This is a genomic window from Paenibacillus salivarius (assembly GCF_051307165.1).
Taxonomy (GTDB): Bacteria; Bacillota; Bacilli; order Paenibacillales; family Paenibacillaceae; genus Fontibacillus.
The window spans coordinates 2,743,813-2,761,959 of the sequence record NZ_CP195592.1 but is presented as its reverse complement, the minus strand read 5'-3'; the positions used below and the strand labels follow the sequence as shown (position 1 = coordinate 2,761,959).

At 48.2% G+C, this 18,147-nt stretch carries 21 protein-coding genes; 4 read left to right on the top strand and 17 right to left on the bottom strand.

Annotated features, from left to right (window positions below; all coding sequences use genetic code 11):
• Window positions 1-10: 10 nt before the first annotated feature.
• From ACSFXJ_RS12530 to ACSFXJ_RS12520, 3 genes are all read right to left on the bottom strand, one after another.
• The gene (locus tag ACSFXJ_RS12530) at window positions 11-808 is read right to left on the bottom strand and encodes a VOC family protein (protein WP_435925587.1); all 798 of its coding nucleotides are present in this window, start codon (window positions 806-808) and stop codon (window positions 11-13) included.
• Window positions 801-1,610: a VOC family protein gene (locus ACSFXJ_RS12525; RefSeq protein WP_435925586.1), complete on the bottom strand. Its 810-nt coding sequence runs from the start codon at window positions 1,608-1,610 to the stop codon at window positions 801-803. Before ACSFXJ_RS12525 ends, ACSFXJ_RS12530 begins: the two co-directional genes overlap by 8 nt.
• 103 nt (window positions 1,611-1,713) lie before the next feature.
• On the bottom strand, window positions 1,714-2,454 hold the full coding sequence (locus ACSFXJ_RS12520; protein ID WP_435925585.1) for an RNA polymerase sigma factor: 741 nt from the start codon (window positions 2,452-2,454) through the stop codon (window positions 1,714-1,716).
• Window positions 2,455-2,609: 155 nt separating this feature from the next.
• On the opposite strand from ACSFXJ_RS12520, the gene ACSFXJ_RS12515 reads away from it, so the two are divergent.
• Window positions 2,610-3,278 carry a hypothetical protein gene (locus ACSFXJ_RS12515; protein ID WP_435925584.1) on the top strand — a complete coding sequence of 223 codons (669 nt, stop codon included), beginning with the start codon at window positions 2,610-2,612 and terminating at the stop codon, window positions 3,276-3,278.
• Window positions 3,279-3,341: 63 nt separating this feature from the next.
• On the opposite strand, the gene ACSFXJ_RS12510 is transcribed toward ACSFXJ_RS12515, so the two are convergent.
• Window positions 3,342-4,898: an ABC-F family ATP-binding cassette domain-containing protein gene (locus tag ACSFXJ_RS12510; protein ID WP_435925583.1), complete on the bottom strand. Its 1,557-nt coding sequence runs from the start codon at window positions 4,896-4,898 to the stop codon at window positions 3,342-3,344.
• A 171-nt stretch (window positions 4,899-5,069) separates the two neighbouring features.
• On the opposite strand from ACSFXJ_RS12510, the gene ACSFXJ_RS12505 reads away from it, so the two are divergent.
• A complete protein-coding gene (locus ACSFXJ_RS12505; RefSeq protein ID WP_435925582.1) occupies window positions 5,070-5,582 on the top strand; it encodes a DUF3231 family protein in 513 nt (170 codons plus the stop codon).
• Window positions 5,583-5,651: 69 nt separating this feature from the next.
• On the opposite strand, the gene ACSFXJ_RS12500 is transcribed toward ACSFXJ_RS12505, so the two are convergent.
• The 9 genes from ACSFXJ_RS12500 to ACSFXJ_RS12460 all read right to left on the bottom strand — a co-directional run bounded on the left by ACSFXJ_RS12500 (window position 5,652) and on the right by ACSFXJ_RS12460 (window position 13,891).
• The gene (locus ACSFXJ_RS12500) at window positions 5,652-7,475 is read right to left on the bottom strand and encodes a hypothetical protein (RefSeq protein ID WP_435925581.1); all 1,824 of its coding nucleotides are present in this window, start codon (window positions 7,473-7,475) and stop codon (window positions 5,652-5,654) included.
• Window positions 7,476-7,596: 121 nt separating this feature from the next.
• The gene (locus ACSFXJ_RS12495; protein ID WP_435925580.1) at window positions 7,597-8,742 is read right to left on the bottom strand and encodes a hypothetical protein; all 1,146 of its coding nucleotides are present in this window, start codon (window positions 8,740-8,742) and stop codon (window positions 7,597-7,599) included.
• A gap of 129 nt (window positions 8,743-8,871) precedes the next feature.
• A complete protein-coding gene (locus tag ACSFXJ_RS12490; RefSeq protein WP_435925579.1) occupies window positions 8,872-9,438 on the bottom strand; it encodes a GNAT family N-acetyltransferase in 567 nt (188 codons plus the stop codon).
• Between the two features lie 346 nt (window positions 9,439-9,784).
• Complete coding sequence (locus tag ACSFXJ_RS12485; protein WP_435925578.1) at window positions 9,785-10,423, bottom strand: NAD(P)-dependent oxidoreductase; 639 nt, start codon at window positions 10,421-10,423, stop codon at window positions 9,785-9,787.
• A gap of 34 nt (window positions 10,424-10,457) precedes the next feature.
• Window positions 10,458-11,318 carry a VOC family protein gene (locus tag ACSFXJ_RS12480; RefSeq protein ID WP_435925577.1) on the bottom strand — a complete coding sequence of 287 codons (861 nt, stop codon included), beginning with the start codon at window positions 11,316-11,318 and terminating at the stop codon, window positions 10,458-10,460.
• A gap of 217 nt (window positions 11,319-11,535) precedes the next feature.
• Entirely contained in the window at window positions 11,536-11,970 is a 435-nt protein-coding gene (locus ACSFXJ_RS12475) for an Rrf2 family transcriptional regulator (RefSeq protein ID WP_435925576.1), read from the bottom strand.
• A 73-nt stretch (window positions 11,971-12,043) separates the two neighbouring features.
• On the bottom strand, window positions 12,044-12,823 hold the full coding sequence (locus ACSFXJ_RS12470) for a TIGR00266 family protein (RefSeq protein WP_435925575.1): 780 nt from the start codon (window positions 12,821-12,823) through the stop codon (window positions 12,044-12,046).
• Between the two features lie 61 nt (window positions 12,824-12,884).
• Complete coding sequence (locus tag ACSFXJ_RS12465; protein WP_435925574.1) at window positions 12,885-13,388, bottom strand: hypothetical protein; 504 nt, start codon at window positions 13,386-13,388, stop codon at window positions 12,885-12,887.
• Window positions 13,389-13,399: 11 nt separating this feature from the next.
• Entirely contained in the window at window positions 13,400-13,891 is a 492-nt protein-coding gene (locus ACSFXJ_RS12460; protein ID WP_435925573.1) for an isochorismatase family protein, read from the bottom strand.
• Between the two features lie 180 nt (window positions 13,892-14,071).
• Between ACSFXJ_RS12460 and ACSFXJ_RS12455 the strand changes: the two genes are divergently transcribed.
• Together ACSFXJ_RS12455 and trxA are read left to right on the top strand one after the other, a co-directional pair.
• Window positions 14,072-14,449: a MerR family transcriptional regulator gene (locus ACSFXJ_RS12455; RefSeq protein ID WP_435925572.1), complete on the top strand. Its 378-nt coding sequence runs from the start codon at window positions 14,072-14,074 to the stop codon at window positions 14,447-14,449.
• On the top strand, window positions 14,446-14,778 hold the full coding sequence (trxA, locus tag ACSFXJ_RS12450) for a thioredoxin (protein ID WP_435925571.1): 333 nt from the start codon (window positions 14,446-14,448) through the stop codon (window positions 14,776-14,778). The genes ACSFXJ_RS12455 and trxA overlap by 4 nt, the downstream gene beginning before the upstream one ends.
• A 67-nt stretch (window positions 14,779-14,845) precedes the next feature.
• On the opposite strand, the gene ACSFXJ_RS12445 is transcribed toward trxA, so the two are convergent.
• The 4 genes from ACSFXJ_RS12445 to ACSFXJ_RS12430 all read right to left on the bottom strand — a co-directional run bounded on the left by ACSFXJ_RS12445 (window position 14,846) and on the right by ACSFXJ_RS12430 (window position 18,137).
• Window positions 14,846-15,982 carry a zinc-dependent alcohol dehydrogenase gene (locus ACSFXJ_RS12445; RefSeq protein WP_435925570.1) on the bottom strand — a complete coding sequence of 379 codons (1,137 nt, stop codon included), beginning with the start codon at window positions 15,980-15,982 and terminating at the stop codon, window positions 14,846-14,848.
• Between the two features lie 173 nt (window positions 15,983-16,155).
• Window positions 16,156-16,623, bottom strand: a complete 468-nt coding sequence (locus tag ACSFXJ_RS12440; protein WP_435925569.1) for a hypothetical protein — start codon at window positions 16,621-16,623, stop codon at window positions 16,156-16,158.
• Between the two features lie 143 nt (window positions 16,624-16,766).
• Window positions 16,767-17,846 (bottom strand): AI-2E family transporter, encoded by a 1,080-nt coding sequence (locus ACSFXJ_RS12435; protein WP_435925745.1) that lies wholly within the window; start codon window positions 17,844-17,846, stop codon window positions 16,767-16,769.
• 24 nt (window positions 17,847-17,870) lie between these two features.
• On the bottom strand, window positions 17,871-18,137 hold the full coding sequence (locus tag ACSFXJ_RS12430; protein ID WP_435925568.1) for a hypothetical protein: 267 nt from the start codon (window positions 18,135-18,137) through the stop codon (window positions 17,871-17,873).
• Window positions 18,138-18,147 lie beyond the last annotated feature (10 nt).

Here is an 18,147-nt window from a genome sequence, read left to right as displayed (position 1 = left end):
GTTTTCCTCCTTATTTCATATAAGCGACCACGATTCTGTTTCCGTCCGGATCAAGCAGCGCGAACTCATTCAAATCCGGAAAATAGCTCGGCTCTCCCGCCATATCGAAACCTTCGCTCCGAACGAACGAAAGCGCGGCATCGAAATCCTTGGTCTCGAAGAAAAACAGCTCCGTAAACGATTCCTTGTTTATAAAACGGTGTTGGTCAAGCAGCAGTGCGGCACCGCCCGATACCGGCAAGGAATAAATCGGCTGCTTTGCGGCCTCCTCATCAAACGGAACCCCCAGCAGCTCGGAATACCAGCGGGCGGCGGCGGGCATATCCTTGACATCGATAAAAGCCCCGCCGATTCTCGGGAGAATCGGGCTGTCTCCGCTCATATCCGATTCCTCCGTAGTGGCGCTCCAACAAGCCATTTGCGCATTACCTTCGGGATCGCGGAAGTTGAAGTAGGCCATCGTCCCGTGTCTTTCAGGTTCGAAGAACGGCTCTCCTTTTTCCCGGATATAACTGTACGCCTCATCGATATCCTTCGCTTTGAACATCAGGCGTGGCATCATCGCTTCGTCCCAATCCGGATTTTCGCGGTTTGCCGCATCGGAATCGAGAATCAGGTGGGTGCCTTGAAAATCAAACCAATACACGGGTCCCCCGTTCAGTCTTTCTTCCATTAACGGCAGCCCCAGCAGCCGGCTGTACCATTCCGCGGATTTGCGAAGATCCTTGACGTGCACAAACAAGCTGGCGACCCGATTTTCCAACGGAACCGAGACCCCCTGGTCTAAGACCTTTTCATCATTAGCCAACAGTGATCAACTCCTTTTCTGAAATGCGAATCAAACATCCTTCCGGCGTTTTCACCTCAAACATGCGGACTCCGTCTTGATCCCGGCACTGCCCGGCGGTAATGCCGAGCTGGTTCAGTTGCCGGTACGACTCCTGAATATTGGAGGATTGCAAAGAGTAATAAGCCCGGCCGCCCAAATCATGAATTGCCGTGCGGTGCAGTTCCTCTCCCATTCCGATCAGGGTTACGATCGTTTCTCCTTCCCCGATTTTGAGATCGGCCCCATCTCCCCAATGCTGGACGAGCTCGAATCCGAGCACTTCAGTGTACCAGCGGATAGAGGAAACGACATCCCGAACCGGTATAAATACGGCCAGAACACGATGCAACATCGGAGGAACCGGTCCGGGGCTCGGAGTATAAAACAATGAATCGGACTTTTCATGGCAAACGCCGACGACATTTCCATACGGATCGGTCATTTCGCAAACGTTCATATAGGGGGTCTGCATGATCTCCGTCGTCCCGATCCCTCTGGATTGAAGCCATTCACGGTGCAAATCCTCCCAATGCGTATAGAAATTAAAGCAGGGAACATGCCCGTCGGCATCCAGATGAACCAGCGGCTTGAATTTCTCTTGTTCGGGACATTCCGTCAATGTCAAAACGGCCTCTCCTTCATGAATCTGGAGGTCGATCTCCTTTCTCCCGATCCGGGTCATGCGGAGCTCGAACTCGGTAACATACCATTCCGCCGCCTGCCTCACATTGGGGACGGGGAGAATCACTCTGTTGATCCGTTCGAATGGCGTTAATCCCATAGTCGCTAAGTCTCCCTTCAATCGATTTTGGTGGAACATCTATATAACGTTGAAGTGAAACCAAACCATACACATACCTGCAACAATTTATAAAATCATTAAATTAATCGCTCACCATGAACAAATTTCCGTCCGGATCGCGAATCGTAAAAAAGAAGCGCCCGTCCTGCGAGCGAATGTCCGCGATATTGAAGCCTTTTACGAACAGATGCAAATATGCTTCATAAATCAAGCGAGGATCCTGTCTCTGAAAGGCAGTCGTGACGGATTCGAGGAGGCGTGCGATGGAGCCACTCCCAATCGCCTCCCCTTTTATAGCATCGGGCTTTTCTTCTTCCGTTTCGCGAAGCGCCAACAACCTTAGTCGCTTCCGGGCGCGCGATAACGCGACTTGCACGGATCCTTCCGCCATTTGGATACAGCCTCCCGCCTCTTTGGCCGTCATTCCGAACACATCGCATAATAATACGATAACAAACGGCTTAGGCATTAAACGGTACATCATTTCCTCCAGCAGCTCGCGAGTGATCAGCGCATCGGCACCGCTCTGTGCGGGTAATTCTTCGAGTTCCTCGAACGGCATGTCCAATTTCCGGCTACGGGACCTGCAACGGTCGATCCATAAATTGCGGGCGGAGCGAAAAACATAAGGTTTGCTAAGGGAAATAGCAGGCGCTTTCCCGAGCCGTTTCAACACATTAAATATCGTGTCTTGTACGAGATCTTCCGCCTCCCACTCCCGTCCGGTGAGGGATCGGCAATATTTCAGCAATTCAGGTCTTATCTCGGTCAAAAATCCGGCGGGGTCATCGGGTAAGGCAGTAAAGTAATCATTTGAGGTCATTCTTTTACTCCGTGGAATTGGAATGGAAAGCGATTTCAAAGTTAACAATATGAATTTGATAAGATTTTAACATAGTAGATTTGATATTTTCCATAGTTTTCCGAATTTAAAAAACAATTTCGAATGATCCCTCGTCTAATGATCGAGGTGATTGGATGAAACTATTTTACATTTTCCTAATGGTCATTTTGCTGGCAGGCTGTTCTCAAGCAAGCCATGAAGCCATTTCCGGAGCAGCCCCTAATCCGGCGGTTTCTGAATCGGAAACGGTTCATGAAGCGGTAGATGTTATCACTATAGGAGGTAAACACTACCACTATGCTTGGGAATTGACGATCGTCGATACGAAGGGATTGATAGAACTTGGGGACGTGAAACGCGGTTCATTTGTCACTGAGGACACTCCTGTATATGAAATTGCAGGTTACCCGGATCGGGAATTGATAGCCGTAAAAACCAATAGTAAGAACTCAAGCTTTGTAACAAATACCTCCGGTTATCTCGTCTATGTGCTGCAGAGCGAGGATGGGGAGTCTCGATATCCCGAGTTTGAAAATCAGCAAGTACAACAAATCAAAATTTTCAGAGATAATGAGTTTTTGCGGGAAGTGAACGGAAAAGACGTGAATGCATTCCTCTCCTTATTTAACCAGCACGGACCCCACAATGAATTTCCATTCGATACGGGAACAAAATATACCGTGCTGTTTATAGGCGATCATGCGTTAGGGCAAAACTATGGGGTTATGGAAAAAGACGGGCATTTGGGGCTTGCTCATATTGAAAGCAAGCTGCCTGATGAGATCGCGGACTTTTTTAAATAACTCGTCAGACCATGAAGCAAAGCCCCGCCAACGATCGGCGGGGCTTTGCTAACTATATGGGGTTTAAAACACCTTTGTCGTCCACGATTCGCAATTCCAGGTTTCCGTCACGACATCGCGGTAAAATTCAGGTTCGTGGGAGATCAGCAAGATGCTCCCCTTGTAATCTTTAAGCGCACGCTTCAGCTCATCTTTGGCGTCCACATCCAAGTGGTTGGTCGGTTCGTCCAATACGAGCAGGTTCGTTTCACGGTTGATCAGTTTGCAAAGGCGCACTTTGGCCTTTTCCCCCCCGCTCAGTACCGCGACTTTACTCTCGATATGCTTGGTGGTCAGTCCGCACTTCGCCAGCGCGGCCCGTACTTCGAATTGGGTATACGAAGGAAACTCGTTCCAGATTTCCTCGATGCACGTATTGTAGTTCGCATCCTTCATTTCTTGTTCGAAATATCCGATTTCGAGCAGGTCTCCCAAACGTGCCGAGCCGGAGATCGGCTGGATTTGCCCCAGGATGCTCCGAAGAAGGGTCGTTTTCCCGATACCGTTGGCGCCGACCAGCGCTATTTTTTGCCCGCGCTCCATTTTGAGATTCAGCGGACGGGAAAGCGGAGAATCGTAACCGATGACCAAATCCGTCGTTTCAAAAATCAGCTTCCCGGACGTTCTGGCGTCCTTGAAGTTAAACTGCGGCTTCGGTTTTTCTTTGGCCAGTTCTATGATGTCCATTTTGTCGAGCTTCTTCTGTCTGGACATCGCCATATTCCGGGTTGCCACGCTGGCCTTGTTCCGGGCGACGAAATCTTTCAGCTCCGCAATTTCCTGCTGCTGCCGTTTATAGGCGGATTCCAGCTGCTGCTTTTTCGCTTCATAGGATTGCTGGAATTTCTCATAGTCGCCGACATAACGCGTGAGCTCCTGATTTTCCATATGATAGATCAGATTGATAACGCTGTTCAGGAAAGGTATATCGTGCGAAATCAAAATGAACGCATTTTCGTATTCCTGCAAATACCGCTTCAACCATTCGATATGCTGCTCATCCAAATAGTTGGTCGGCTCGTCAAGCAGCAGAATATCCGGTTTCTCCAGCAGCAGTTTTGCCAGCAGCACCTTCGTCCGTTGACCGCCGCTAAGATCGTTGACATCCTTATCCAGACCGATATCGGTAAGACCGAGCCCGCGAGCGGTTTCATCCACTTTGGCATCGATCAAATAAAAATCTTGATTGGTGAGCGTATCCTGAATCGTTCCTACATCTTCCAGCAGCTGCTCCAACTCTTCCGGCGACACGTCCCCCATTTTGGCGTACATGTCGTTCATTTCTTGCTCAAGGTCGAACAAATACTGGAACGCGCTCCGCAATACATCGCGGATCGTCATGCCTTTCGTCAGCACCGCGTGCTGATCCAGGTAGCCGACCCGGGTCCGTTTCGCCCACTCGACCTTGCCTTCATCCGGCTGCAGTTTGCCGGTGATAATGTTCATAAACGTGGACTTTCCTTCGCCGTTCGCTCCGATCAGTCCGATATGCTCTCCTTTTAAAAGCCGGAAAGATACATCATTAAAAATCGCCCGGTCCCCGAATCCGTGACTGAGCCGTTCTACATTTAATATGCTCATGAATTAACACCTTTTCTGTTTAATATACTCGTCATATTATATATGGAATCGGTAACCTTCAACAAGCCCCGCAATGATTTAGAACATGAGCCCCGCATATTTCGCGAGTCAATAACAGGATAGCTGAACATAATATACCTGCAAAATAATTTGGACAAGGAGAAGAATGACATGGGTATTCTTAGCGGCAATCCCAAGGATGAGCCGATGCATTACGGAGAAATATTCGGGGTATGGGAAGCGTCCATGATGGCCAAAGGGACGGTATCGTGTTATCACGCTTACCTGAACCATGCCGGTGACGATGATCTGAAAAAAGTGCTGGAAGAGCTTATTGACCAAGCAAGGCTGGAAATCAAAGAGTGCGATGCATTACTTACGGACAATGGGATTACTCCCGCGCCCGAGCTTCCGGAAAGGCCTCCGGTCAAATTGGAGGACATTCCGGCGGGAGCAAGATTCGGCGATCCTGAGATCGCCGCAAAAATCGGTGCCGAGAATGCCTTGGGACTCGTGACCTGCAGCAAAATGATGGGAATGAGCATTCGCGAAGATATCGGAGCGTTGTTTGCCAAATATCATGTCACCAAAACGGCATTTGGGCTCCGTATTCTTCGGATGATCAAAGAAAAAGGCTGGCTGATCCCGCCTCCCCTGCAAGTGAAAAGACCGGAGGAGCAATAACATCAATCGAAAAATCCCCCGCCGTAAAGCGGGGGATTCTTCAATACTTCAACCATGATGCAAAACTGATTAATATCCCGACTCAAAACTATGTAGTACAAGCCCCATGATCTCCAAAGATTTCGGATCTTTCGATGCAAGCTTGAGAAACGTATCCATCGTTTTGGGAAGCCTTTCTTCGATCTCCCGAAGCTGTTCCAAATCAAATTCCGTCAATTCCGCCTCAAAAAAATCATTGACCAGCCGCTTGTCCTTTATCGTGCTCTTCAGTTTGGCATGGAACGCGGTCCATTCATTCTTTAGATCTTTGGTTCCGCTTTTTAGTTTTGACGGCTCGTTCGGGAGCAAATCTTTCGCATACTTCGTGAGCAGGGATTGTTTGTTCAATTCGGTATAAGCGTTGATGATTTGCCATATCGACCCCCCTCCGCTTTCTATATAGTTAAACACGCTGATATCCCCCAAGATTTCGGTCAACAATTCATCATATTGATTCACCTTTTTCAATAGATCCTTATCACCGTGTAAAAAAGCATCCCTGCCTTCACCCATTCGCTCCGCAACCGCGTAGGCGATATAGCTGTCGGTGAATGTGGAGGTTTGAGAAAATACATAAACGGAACTTTGCAAATCCATGTCATCGTATTCCCCGGTATCCAGAACTTGCTCCGTGCATATCCAAGAGGCGAGCAAATCCAAGGGAGCTTGCGTGTCATCGCTTTTTGAAACATTTTTGAATTTATTTAAAATCAACCGGCCCTGTTTTACCGCGTTGGCGATCGTATCGTTTTGTCCCGAATCATTCAGCAAATCATTGTACCAAGGCAATAGGGCGTATGAATCCCCAATCGCAAAATAAACCGAGACAAGCGGCGAGTAGCTTTCTCCCTGTTTTCCCGGTGTGGCCAAGTAGTCCCCGATGATGACAATATCCTTTTGTTCGTCGCCGTTCATATCTTTAAAGCCGACAGCCAATATTCCTTCAAACCGCGCCCCTCCCTGATCGTTAGGAGGAAGCGTGTAGACCACCTTATGTTCGGAACTCAAGATATAAAATACCGGCTGCTTGATTTCACCAACCGAATAAAATCCCGACACAAATCTCGATTTCCCCCAAGGTTCCAGGTCAATATCAAAGGATTGATCTTCGATCACATTAAAACCGCGCTTCTTCAACTGGTCCAGCGAAGCGCCGGCATCCCGTTCGCCGTAATCGGGAACTTCGGTAGTCTTAACAGGTTCCTTTTCTCTAGAAGCCTCTTCGTTTCCCAGTTCCCTAAACTCTTTCGTAAAGGGATCCAGTTGAATCCTAACTCGCTGATCGATGCCGTCCTTTGACTTCGGGACTTCATATTCGATGAATCCGTCGCCTATGAAACCCGAGAAATAAGGTTCGGCGGAATCCCCATCCAATGAATAGCCCTTTTCTCTGATTAATGGCGCGGTCAATCCGTCCAATGCGGAGATATAATCATCGCCTTGAAGGTCTTTTAGATCAGGGGCCTCCTTCAGGATAATATTGTCTAGCGGCGATCCGCTAATTCCATCCACGACGGTGCCTGTTCTGACGTTCAGATGGTAGACGGCAGCCTCGGCGCCTTCCGGGACGTCCGCATAAAACACCAAAACTTCATCCGGCGATCCTTCAACCTTTTCCTTTACTCTAAACTTTTGCTCCTCTCCGAACCGGGCTTGAAACCGTTTTGTCAGTTCATCAAGGTTTAAGGGAGATTGCTCATTTGTGTTATCTTGTTCGAATTCGATCTCTTCTTCCTGAGTTGAGACAGGTTGCCCCTCTTGACGTTCGTTGTTTGAAGCGCATCCCGCCAACCCGAAGCTTAATAAAATCATGAACGTTAAAATTCCAACATACATTTTTGTATGATTTCCCATATGTTCCTCCCGGTTAGTCATAAACATCCACATTAACCACGAGCGTTGGGCCGAGTTAATATCTTGGATACTAGTCGAAAAAAAGAAGGCGCCCGATTTTAGGACGCATATTTGTATAACTCTATTTTTTACTGCTAATCAAGATTTCGACACCGCTGGAAGGGCCGCCACTAACCAAGATGTCATATGCGTTCGTTTGGAATTTTTTCGGTTTTGTCGCTATGCCCTTATCCCCGTTTTTCATGACTGTTTTCGCTTGATTAATGATCGCGTTAACCTGCTGGGCGTCGACTTTCTGTTTTAAAACAGCTGCAGCTTCGGCGTATTGATCAGAAATATTGGCTGCCTTTCTATCATAAGCGATTCCTATAATAAAAAGTCCGTTCTCATACCGATTATCCAGTTCATCCCCGCTAAAAGGCCCCTTCATGATGGTTAGGCGGTTTTTGCTGAACCTGCTGCTCTTATCGTATGAAATTTTAAATCCGGAAACATCCTCTTTCGTAATTTTGGTCGGGATCGGTCTTTTGAACACACTAACATCAACTCCGCCTAAATCCGAAGTCACGATGATTTCATAATTTGAATCCTTAAATTCCTTCATTTCCAACGTATCTTTTAAACTTTTAATATATTTGATGATTGAGTCAACTACTTTTGAAGCGATTCTTTGCTTTAAAATTTGTTCCACTTCTGCAACCTGTCCAGGAACATCACCACCTGGTTCATCATAACCGATATTCAAACTTAGCTGGGCGTAACCATTGCCGAACTTATCATAAGGACCCCGAGATACGCTAAGTTTGGTGGCTGTATAATTATAATTACTGTATTTATCGTACTTCACTTTAAATCCGTAAATATCCTCCACCGGAATTTCTCTGATCAGGGTGTATGTATTTGTGTTTGAGTCGTAGGACAAATCAACGTCTGTCATTTGACACAGGAGGTCAAGATCCACATAAGCGACACCGTCATATTCTTTTACGGCAATGCTGCCTCGTTTGTCCTGTCCATATGAAAATGTGACCTCATCCGATGAGATATCGGAAATATCGATCCCTACCCGGCTGGCTATTCCTTTAACGGAAACATAAACGTGACGACTCTCATCTTCACTTTGAAAAGGTTGCTCGCCATCCCAAAAATTCACTTGTTCTCCATTCGCAATAATTCGGATCGGCTGGGATGCACTTTCCGCCATAACCGCGGTCGGCAATAATAAAATCGAAATCATCAGAATATACGAAATAATTCTATGCTTCATTTTCCCCCTCCTAAAATTCAGGTCCTTATTCTCTTAATTGCACATTTAACCATTTTATTGTAAAAGAGTCAACGTAAAAAAGGCGCTCGACAACGAGCGCACTTTGCTATCACATTATTCTTTTACGGATTACGAATAATACTGCTCTCTTTGTTCCTCATACTGATGCTTCAATAGCGAAAAAAGCACGGCATCCATGAATTGATTTTTCTCGAAGAAACATTGCTTCAAATACCCCTCTTCGTGGAATCCGGTCTTCTCGAGCAAATATCTGGACCGGATATTGTCGGGATCGATAAATGCTTCAATCCGGTTCAGGCCGAGATCCTCGAAACCGAATCGCAATACCTCCTGCAGCACCTCGGTCATCACGCCTTGACGCCAATAGGCGGGATTTAGCTCGTAACCGATCTCCGCTTTATAGTGCTCTTTGGACCAGTTGTGGTATCCGCAAGTCCCGATCACCTTGTTGTTCGGCTTGACGGTAATCGCCCAGCGGAATCCTTTCTTCTCCATGTACCTCCGGTTCCAGGTTTGAATCAAGTCCTCCGCCTGCCGTAGCTCCACGAAGCTGTCCAGATCGTAGTACTTGGTTACTTCATCGTTGGAGAAATAATGAAACAAATCGCGGGCATCCGCGGAGGTCAGCTTGCGCAAAATGAATCTCTCCGTCTCCAATTGAGGGAACAGCTGCATGGCGCTCAGTCCTTTCGTACCGAATTCGTACTATATATTATAGGCGATAGGACTCGGTTCGGAAATGAAAAATTTCCCTTCAAGGGATTCGTGTCGTTAACCGAAGATTAAATTTGCCGCCAAACTTGCGGGCGATCGACGCGTAAACATGGATCGCATAGTCGCTTCCGATATGCAGGTATCCGTAACAAAAAAATCCCGCCTCCAAGACGAATGTCTTGGGGACGAGATTTGCGTTCGCGGTGCCACCCCGGTTCGCGGGTCTCGATGCGCCGCTTGGAGGCTCGGTTCGATGAAACGCATCCTGCTCCTTTTCAACTGCCGGAGCTCTCTAATTCTTGAACGTTTAAGATTCGGAAACGACCGTAAAACGTTCGTTGATATGTTTCGGATTCTCGATTTCATCGACAACCGCGACGGCGTAGTCCTCATAACTAACGTAGCTTTCCCCTTTGGAATTGACCAGCAATTGATCCTTGCCGGTTTGATAAGTTCCGGTTCGGCTGCCGAGCGCAAAATTGGCCGACGGGCTGATGAAGGTCCATTGGATCCCTTCGGTTTGCTGCAAAATGTCCAAATTTTTGCCCTGGTTCGTTGCGGTCGGGCGGACAAAGTCAGGGAATTCGGGAGTATCCACCAGGCGGACCGTCTTTGCTTCATCCACAAACAGGCTGCCGGCCCCGCCGACTACGATGAGACGCGTGTCCGGAGCGCCTTTTATCGCCTCGATCAAGACATTTCCCGCATCCACGTGCAGATGCTCTTGGCCGAACGGTGCTCCGAAGGCATTTACGACAACGTCAAAAGGCTTCAGATCAGTGGTGGAAATGTCGAAAACATCCTTCTCCACGACCGGAATGCTCTTGTTCTCCACCTTAGACGCATCACGGACGAAAGCCGTCACTTGATGCCCCCGATCCAATGCTTCCTTCAAAATGCGGCTTCCCGCTTTTCCTGTCGCTCCGATGACTGCAATATTAGCCATTATAAAACCCTCCTGAAAATATAAAATTGTACTATTAAGCTCTAGTTACCAACCGGATGCCGATTCCGAACGGATCGGTAAATGCAAGCCCTTCAGGCTCTTGCTTTACATTCACTTCTGCCGCGATTAGTCGCTGCTCCACCTCTTGCAGCGTCTCCTGATCAGGCAGCGTTATCGTAAAATACCGGATCCCTACGGCATCTTCCGGTGCCGCCGGCGCTCCGGGACCCGCCCATAGATTGAGGCCGATATGGTGATGGTATCCCCCGGCCGATATAAACAGCGCCGAGCTTCCGAAATGAAGCACGATTTCGAAGCCCAACACATCACAATAAAATTGCTCCGCTGTCCGCAGACTTGCTACATGGAAATGAACATGCCCGATTTTGGTTCCCGGCGGCAGTCCGTTCCATTCGCGTCCCTCGGAAACGGCAAACAAACCTTCGATATCGACCGGATCGGTCGCCATCCGGATTTCCCCATGCTCATCCTTTTGCCACGTGTCGCGCGGCCGATCCGCATAAACTTCGATCCCGTTGCCGTCCGGATCGTTCAGGTATAACGCTTCGCTGACAAGATGGTCGCCTTGACCGATGGGAACCTGATGGCTCGCCATGTTTCGCAATGCCAGCCCAAGCGAGATGCGGTCAGGTACCAGAATCGCAAAGTGGTACAGACCCGACACGGATCGTTCAGGCATCCGGCGATAATTTTCGTCGGCTTCGAGAATCAGCAGCGGATGTTCGCCGTCGGTGGAAAGCTGGGCAACCCCGTCCTCCAGCTTAAGAAGCCGAAAACCGATCACCTCTTGATAGAATCGAAGCGAAGTTTCCATATGAGTGACTTTTATGCGTACTGCGCCAAGCTCGGTTTCCGGATGAATGATATATGACACGTCAGATTCCTCCAATAATTATATTGTAACTAACAAGGTTACAACTAGTTGATGTAACCAGTATAGTTACAGTCGAGCATGTTGTCAACACTTAGCATTTGTCTCAATAGAAAAATTCATGAATCCCAAGGATGAGACGCCAAAAAGGCTGTGCCTTATGCAGATTTGTCTGCTTTCGGTACAGCCTTCCGTAAATCGGTATCGTGCTTTTCAAAATTTAGCAAGCCCCATCTGACGCCTGGATCTTTCCTACAATATCCTCAAGCTTGACTTGCGCCAAGGTTTGTTCCATGGCGGCCTGAGCCGATGAGAAAATCGGTTCGATCGAGGCCTGAATGTTGCGTCCGACCGGACACTTCAAGTTCGGCTTTTCATGAATCGAAAACAACGCGTCTTCTTCCACCACTTGAACCGCACGGTAAATATCGAGCAGGGTAATTTCCGATACAGGGCGCATCAGCCTTGCCCCGGCTACGCCAGGACGGGCCTGTGCCAGCCCGGCTTTATTGAGCATGCCTAGGATCCGTCGAATGACGACCGGATTGGTATTCACGCTGTCGGCGATATATTCCGAGGTATTTACGCCTTCCTTGTTCAGTTCAAGCAGGGACAACACATGAATGGCCACGGCAAACCGTGAACTGATGGTCATGATGATCCCCCTGTTCCATGTCAATGTAACTATAATAGTTACACGAAGTCCGGAAGGATGTCAATGCCTTATCTTACCGTTCGAACAAATTGCCCAGTCCGCCGAGAATGCTGCCTTCATCCTTTCCGCCGAAACGGGCGGCGGAAAGTACCTTGTCGGCCAATCGGCTGAACGGAAGCGATTGAACCCAAACCTTGCCCGGTCCCCGCAGCGTCGCAAAGAACAAGCCTTCCCCGCCGAACAAGGCGCTTTTTACGCCTTTTACAAACTCGATATCGTAATCGACCGTCGAAGTCATCGCGACAAGACAGCCGGTATCCAGTCGCAAAACCTCGCCCGGAGCCAATTCCTTCTCGATGACAAGCCCCCCGGAATGAACGAAGGCAAGACCGTCGCCTTCAATCTTTTGCATAATAAAACCTTCTCCGCCGAAGAAACCTGCCCCCAGTTTGCGCTGGAACTCGATCCCTACGGATACCCCTTTCGCCGCACAAAGGAATGAGTCTTTTTGGCACACGATTTTGCCTCCGAGCATTCGCAGATCAAGCGGAATGATTTTGCCGGGATACGGAGAAGCAAAGGTGACGGCCTGCCGGTTGTAGCCGGCATTCGTGAATACGGTCATGAATAGGCCTTCCCCCGTAAGGAGGCGTTTGCCCGCCCCCATCAGCTTGCCCATCAGGCCTCCGCCCTGGTTGCTCCCGTCTCCAAAGATCGTTTCCATCCGGATATCCTGATCCATCATCATAAAACTGCCTGCTTCGGCGACAACGCTTTCGCCTTGATCCAGCGCGATCTCCACGCATTGCATTTCCTCGCCCATAATCCGATAATCGATTTCATGCGCATTCATCGAATGTGCCCCCTCGTTTTTTGGTTTCACTTCTTTTTATGTAAAAATATACGTAACATGCCTATAACCGTTTTAACATCTTAAGCATATGCTCGAGCATTTGAGGTAAATCCGGGATAACCTCTTCTCCGAAACGCCTTTGAAACTGAACCGTGATTTCATCCAACGGAACGGCTTCCGGCTCCCCGTAAATCGTAACGATTCTCTGTACCTGCTTGACATGATTTCCCCAGATCTCGGAAGTCAACTGCTCGATCTTCCGGCATTCGGCGGGGACATCCTTCACATATTTGAAAAAAACGGGCTGCATCTGACAGCCTAGCGTCACGTTAGCCAGCTCCATGATTTCACCCGCCAAATCTTCCGTGTCTGCCCAGAGCCGAAGTTCCGCCCACGCATCATGTTTGCCGGGGACCCGAAATTGAATGGCATAGTAACGGGACATCGCTGCCAGTTCGATCCGGTCGCTGCGCCCGATGATCTGAAGCTCGCCGCCTAAATCCAAATCATAGACGGCCCCCTCGAGTACGACTTTTAAATTGTCGAAAATGGTGGGATCAAACATCACGCTCCTCCTTACCGCTTCAACATTGAAGCAATAACGGAATAGGAGATTAACGGCCGGCTCTCATAAACCGCTTGCACCGCGCGCGGATGTTCTCCGAGAATGCCGTTTTGGAGCATGGCGGCTCCGAATCCCCGCTCGCGGGCGCCGTTATAGGTAAACGTAACGCAATGCTCGGCGGCAAATCCGCATGCGACGACAAAATCAACGCCTTGCTCCTTAAGCATTTGCTCCAGCGGCGTTTGCCAAAACGAGTTGGAGTATTCCTTCTCTACCTTAAGTTCGGATCCGGTCATGATAATTTCGGGAATGACATTAAAACCTTCGGACTGTTTACCGCCTTCTACCTCAACGTCCTGAACGATGACGACCGGCAGACCGGCTGTACGGAAAAGCTCGGCGGTAGCATTAATATACTCGCAAGCCCCCTCTACTTCCCCTCTTGCCCGCGGAGCAGCCAAAAAACCAAGTTGCATATCGATAATTAATAAAGCCGGTTTCATTCCGGTTTCCTCCCTTTGCAAATATGACGAATTCGGTTGTTTTGCGTTGCACCCGCCGTCCCCTACATTATACACGGTTCCGCAAATCGAGAAAAACATATTGACCCTCACATTAATGTCAGGGTTTATAATGTCAATACAGTTTAGATTCCTCATCCAAAGGAAGGTGAAGCTTAGTATATGAAAATCGGCGAACTATCCAAGGCTACGGGGGCCAGCATTCGATCCCTTCGCTACTATGAAAGGCAAGGCTTGATCTCTTCCCGGCGTTTGCCAAACGGATACAGGGATTATAGCAGCTTTTCCATAGATCAGGTCAATACGATCAGATTCTACCTGCAGCTTGGGCTTACAACCGAACAAATCGCGGGTTTTCTTCATTGCGTGATGACGAGCAAAGAAGCGTTTTGCGAGCAAATTCTGCCCGTATATCGCAGCAAACTGAAAGAAATCGACGATCAAATTTCCCTGTTGACCTCGATTAAAGCCAATCTTCAGGAGCGCATCGACTTTGTGCTTGAGGAAAATCCAAACTTGAAGGAGGAGTTTCAAAAATGAGTATAAAACGTATCTCAACCCTGTCCGAACTACAGCAAGAGGTGACTGCGGAGGGAGTAACCCTTGTCGATTTTGACGCCCCTTGGTGCCCGCCTTGCAAGGTGCTTGGCCCCATTTTGGAGGAAATTCATGAGGACTATGCGGGACGGGTTCATCTGCTGAAGGTCAACTGCGACGAAGCCCCGGAACTGGCTTCCTCCTTTGGCGTCATGTCGATGCCGACCGTCATTTTCTTTCATGGGGGAGAACCGGTGGAAAAGCTGGTCGGGTTAAGACCGAGAGAGGCATATGAAAGAATGATTATGAAGCATCAGGAAATCGCATCATAAATAAAAGCAAGCAGTCCGCCGGCCGGGCTGCTTGCTTGAGTTTCCCATCGTTGCAATGACTGCGATTTTAAGGCTTGAGTATGACTTTAATACAATTCTCCTCTTTTTTAGAGAAAATATTGTAACCATGCTCGGCCTGATCGAGCGACAACCGATGCGTAATAATATCGGTAGGATCAAATCGCCCGGTCCGGATTTGTTCGAACAGCTCGGGAATCAGATGAATGACGGGAGCCTGTCCTGTCTTGATGTTGATATTCCGCTCGAACAGATCCCCGAAAGGGAATAGATTGTATTTGAGCCCATAAACGCCGGTTACCTGAATCGTGCCGCCTTTACGAACCACTTTGGACGCGATATTAAACGCGCTGAGCGATCCCCCCTGCAGCATAAGCGCTGTTTCGACCTGTTCGGCCACCGACTTTTTCGCATCCATGCCGACGCAATCGATGACGACATCGGCCCCGCCCTGCGTAATTTCTTTTAAATGCTCTTCCAAATGGTCCACTTTCTCGAAATTGAATATTTCAACCTTGTTCGTTCGCTCGGCGTGCTCCAACCGGTAATCGATATGATCCACCGCGATCACCCGCTTCGCTCCTTTTTGCCAGGCGAATTTTTGGGTCAGCAGACCAACGGGGCCGCACCCTAACACAATAACCGTGTCTCCCTTTTTCACGCCTCCGTTAATGACGCTCCAATAGGCGGTCGGCACGATGTCGGATAGAAACAGCAGCTTCTCATCCTCCAATTCCGCGTTTTCGGGAATGACAAACGGGACGAAATTGCCGAACGGAACCCTCATCAATTCCGCTTGTCCGCCCGCGTAATCCCCGTAACGGGATGAATAACCGAAATACCCGCCGGTGTCCCGGTTATCATTGGCATGATCGCACTGACTCTCGAGCTGATTCTTGCAAAAAAAACATTCGCCGCAAGCAACGGTAAACGGAATGATGACCCGGTCGCCTTTTTTGACACGGGTGACTTCCGGACCGACATCCTCCACGATACCCATCGGTTCATGGCCGATGACATAATCGTCATACATGCCGAGAATTTCGCCGTTGTAGATATGCAAATCCGAACCGCAAATCGCAGTGGAAGAAATGCGGACCAGGATATCGTCCTTTTTTTCCAGCTTGGCGTTTGGGACATCTTTAACGCGTACGCTTCGTTTCCCTTGATAAGTAACTGCTTTCATGCCATGTTGTCGCTCCCTTCTTGATTGCGTTCATTTTACGCAAAATGAGGTTGAATTATGAATGATTACCCCGGGAGCTTCCGTTTGATATCCTAGATATCAAATAAAAAGCATCCCCGCCGTAAATCGTAAAGCGGGAATGCCTTTGCCTTGCAAACAATATTTGACTTGTCTTATTCGTAAACCGGAACACCGCGAACCTGCTTGGCCAATTCAATATACGGTCCGTCGGCCAAATTGTTGAATGCAAGATGCGTTGCCCGCAAGCTTAACAGCTTGTCGCCGTGAGTGAGCCCGAACTTTTCCCAGGTTTCAGCCGGCAGACGGATATAATGATCATGGCCCAAATAAGTCCAGCAAAAAATCCGTTCCTTGAATGTAACCGTTTGCCCTGCCGGAAGCGAAAAATTTTGCAGTTCGGGCAGGCTGGCAAATACCTTGGCGAGCGGAGAATTATTGATCATCTCCTTGCATACGACGCTGAATCCTTTGGCCGTATTGCGACCCGACATTAATATGACGTTCTCATCGGTTCGGATATGGTATTCATGAAGGGCCTGATCCGGGAGGTAAAAGGAACCGTCGGGAAGAATCTTGCTCCATGCATAAAAGTACTTCCCGTTCTTGGCCGTTACTGCCATTTCTATCATCCCCCGAGCATTATTCTTAACCAAATATGTAAGATCATCATCTCGCAAGCTTTGTCGCTAAGATATGATGTTCATCACATTTCGTCCAGAATATGGTAATCCCAAGATGGAATGTAGGTCCTATGGAATAGGTCTCAGGAATTAAGCTCTTCGATTTTATCCGACAAGAATAGATGATAGATACGAATAACGATTATTTTGAGCATCATATAAACGGGAATCGCCAAAAACATGCCCAGGATTCCGCCGAAATCGCCTGCGATAAGGAGCAGAACGATCGTCGTCAACGGATGGATATTGATGGTCTTGCCGTAAATGTACGGGGAGATCAGGTTTCCTTCGATCTGCTGAACCGCGACAACAATCACGACAACCCAAATCACCATAGTCGGGGATACGGTAAAGGCGACGATCACGCACGGGATCGCTCCCAGTAACGAACCAAAATAAGGTATAAAATTAAACAAGGCGCCGACAATCGCCAAGAGCAAAGGATACGGAAGTCCGATGAGCCAAAATCCGAAAAAAGACATGACCGCGAGCACAAATGCACTGGTCATTCTTCCGGCAATAAAACCTTTCAGCATCGTATCGATATCGTGGATAACCTGTTCTCCGTCGTTTCGGTACCGTTTCGGAACCATACGGACTAGCGCGGGCGTAACCCGCTGATCCTCTTTCAACATGTAGTAGAGCATGATCGGTACCGTACCGACGACGATAAAGAAATCGTTCAGGAAGTTGAAAACATGGGATATGTAACCTGTCGCTCGTTCAATCGCCGTATTTACATACTCCGTGATATTCTCCATCAGCCGGGTGTTTTCGTTGTCAAACATCGAGAAATACCGGTTTTTACGCACCTCGTTCATCTGATTCTGCAATCCGTCGATCAGTTTAGGGACATTGTTGATGAATTCCGTGATCTGTTTCTCCAGCGGCGGCCAGACGACCATCAGAAAAATCGTGACAATGCCGGAAAACATCAAATAAATGAACAGAATGGATAAGATCCGGTTCATTTTTTTGCCTTCCAGATACTGAACGATCGGTCTAAGCAAATAATACAAAAATCCCGAAATCGTAAGCGGGACAATCAGGATCTTAAACAGCGTAACAAGCGGATTAAATATAAAATGAACCTTATGAACCAAATAAATCAATGTCAGGACCATGATCGCACCCAGACATCTTCTGTAAAAAGGTTTATCCATCAATGGGCGTCATACCTCCTTACGTCATTTGTTCAACGTTTGCTCGGCGGCCTCCAGCAGCATATCGAATAAATCGTCGTCTTCTTCCAATTTCTCATCAACGCTCAAAAACTCGGCTTCAATGCCGGACTCGGCCGCATAATTCAGACTATAATCCCATTCCTTTCCTTTTTTACTGTAAAACGTAATTTCATAAGCGGCTTTATGGCCTTCTACCTCAAATATGGTTTTACCCAAAAAAGCGCCCTCATTATCTTGATGCATTTGTGCTTCTACAACATTCAGTTTCATTTTGCCAATA

Bases quoted from the DNA above. Each gene is read 5' to 3' on its own strand.
- ACSFXJ_RS12525 (WP_435925586.1), bottom strand. From the start codon at position 1,610: ATGGGATTAACGCCATTCGAACGGATCAACAGAGTGATTCTCCCCGTC.
- ACSFXJ_RS12490 (WP_435925579.1), bottom strand. From the start codon at position 9,438: ATGCAGCTGTTCCCTCAATTGGAGACGGAGAGATTCATTTTGCGCAAG.
- ACSFXJ_RS12520 (WP_435925585.1), bottom strand. From the start codon at position 2,454: ATGACCTCAAATGATTACTTTACTGCCTTACCCGATGACCCCGCCGGA.
- ACSFXJ_RS12430 (WP_435925568.1), bottom strand. From the start codon at position 18,137: ATGAAACTGAATGTTGTAGAAGCACAAATGCATCAAGATAATGAGGGC.
- ACSFXJ_RS12495 (WP_435925580.1), bottom strand. From the start codon at position 8,742: ATGAAGCATAGAATTATTTCGTATATTCTGATGATTTCGATTTTATTA.
- ACSFXJ_RS12510 (WP_435925583.1), bottom strand. From the start codon at position 4,898: ATGAGCATATTAAATGTAGAACGGCTCAGTCACGGATTCGGGGACCGG.
- ACSFXJ_RS12435 (WP_435925745.1), bottom strand. From the start codon at position 17,846: ATGGATAAACCTTTTTACAGAAGATGTCTGGGTGCGATCATGGTCCTG.
- ACSFXJ_RS12455 (WP_435925572.1), top strand. From the start codon at position 14,072: ATGAAAATCGGCGAACTATCCAAGGCTACGGGGGCCAGCATTCGATCC.
- ACSFXJ_RS12500 (WP_435925581.1), bottom strand. From the start codon at position 7,475: ATGGGAAATCATACAAAAATGTATGTTGGAATTTTAACGTTCATGATT.
- ACSFXJ_RS12485 (WP_435925578.1), bottom strand. From the start codon at position 10,423: ATGGCTAATATTGCAGTCATCGGAGCGACAGGAAAAGCGGGAAGCCGC.
- trxA (WP_435925571.1), top strand. From the start codon at position 14,446: ATGAGTATAAAACGTATCTCAACCCTGTCCGAACTACAGCAAGAGGTG.
- ACSFXJ_RS12440 (WP_435925569.1), bottom strand. From the start codon at position 16,623: ATGGCAGTAACGGCCAAGAACGGGAAGTACTTTTATGCATGGAGCAAG.
- ACSFXJ_RS12445 (WP_435925570.1), bottom strand. From the start codon at position 15,982: ATGAAAGCAGTTACTTATCAAGGGAAACGAAGCGTACGCGTTAAAGAT.
- ACSFXJ_RS12475 (WP_435925576.1), bottom strand. From the start codon at position 11,970: ATGACCATCAGTTCACGGTTTGCCGTGGCCATTCATGTGTTGTCCCTG.
- ACSFXJ_RS12465 (WP_435925574.1), bottom strand. From the start codon at position 13,388: ATGTTTGATCCCACCATTTTCGACAATTTAAAAGTCGTACTCGAGGGG.
- ACSFXJ_RS12505 (WP_435925582.1), top strand. From the start codon at position 5,070: ATGGGTATTCTTAGCGGCAATCCCAAGGATGAGCCGATGCATTACGGA.
- ACSFXJ_RS12515 (WP_435925584.1), top strand. From the start codon at position 2,610: ATGAAACTATTTTACATTTTCCTAATGGTCATTTTGCTGGCAGGCTGT.
- ACSFXJ_RS12460 (WP_435925573.1), bottom strand. From the start codon at position 13,891: ATGAAACCGGCTTTATTAATTATCGATATGCAACTTGGTTTTTTGGCT.
- ACSFXJ_RS12470 (WP_435925575.1), bottom strand. From the start codon at position 12,823: ATGAATGCGCATGAAATCGATTATCGGATTATGGGCGAGGAAATGCAA.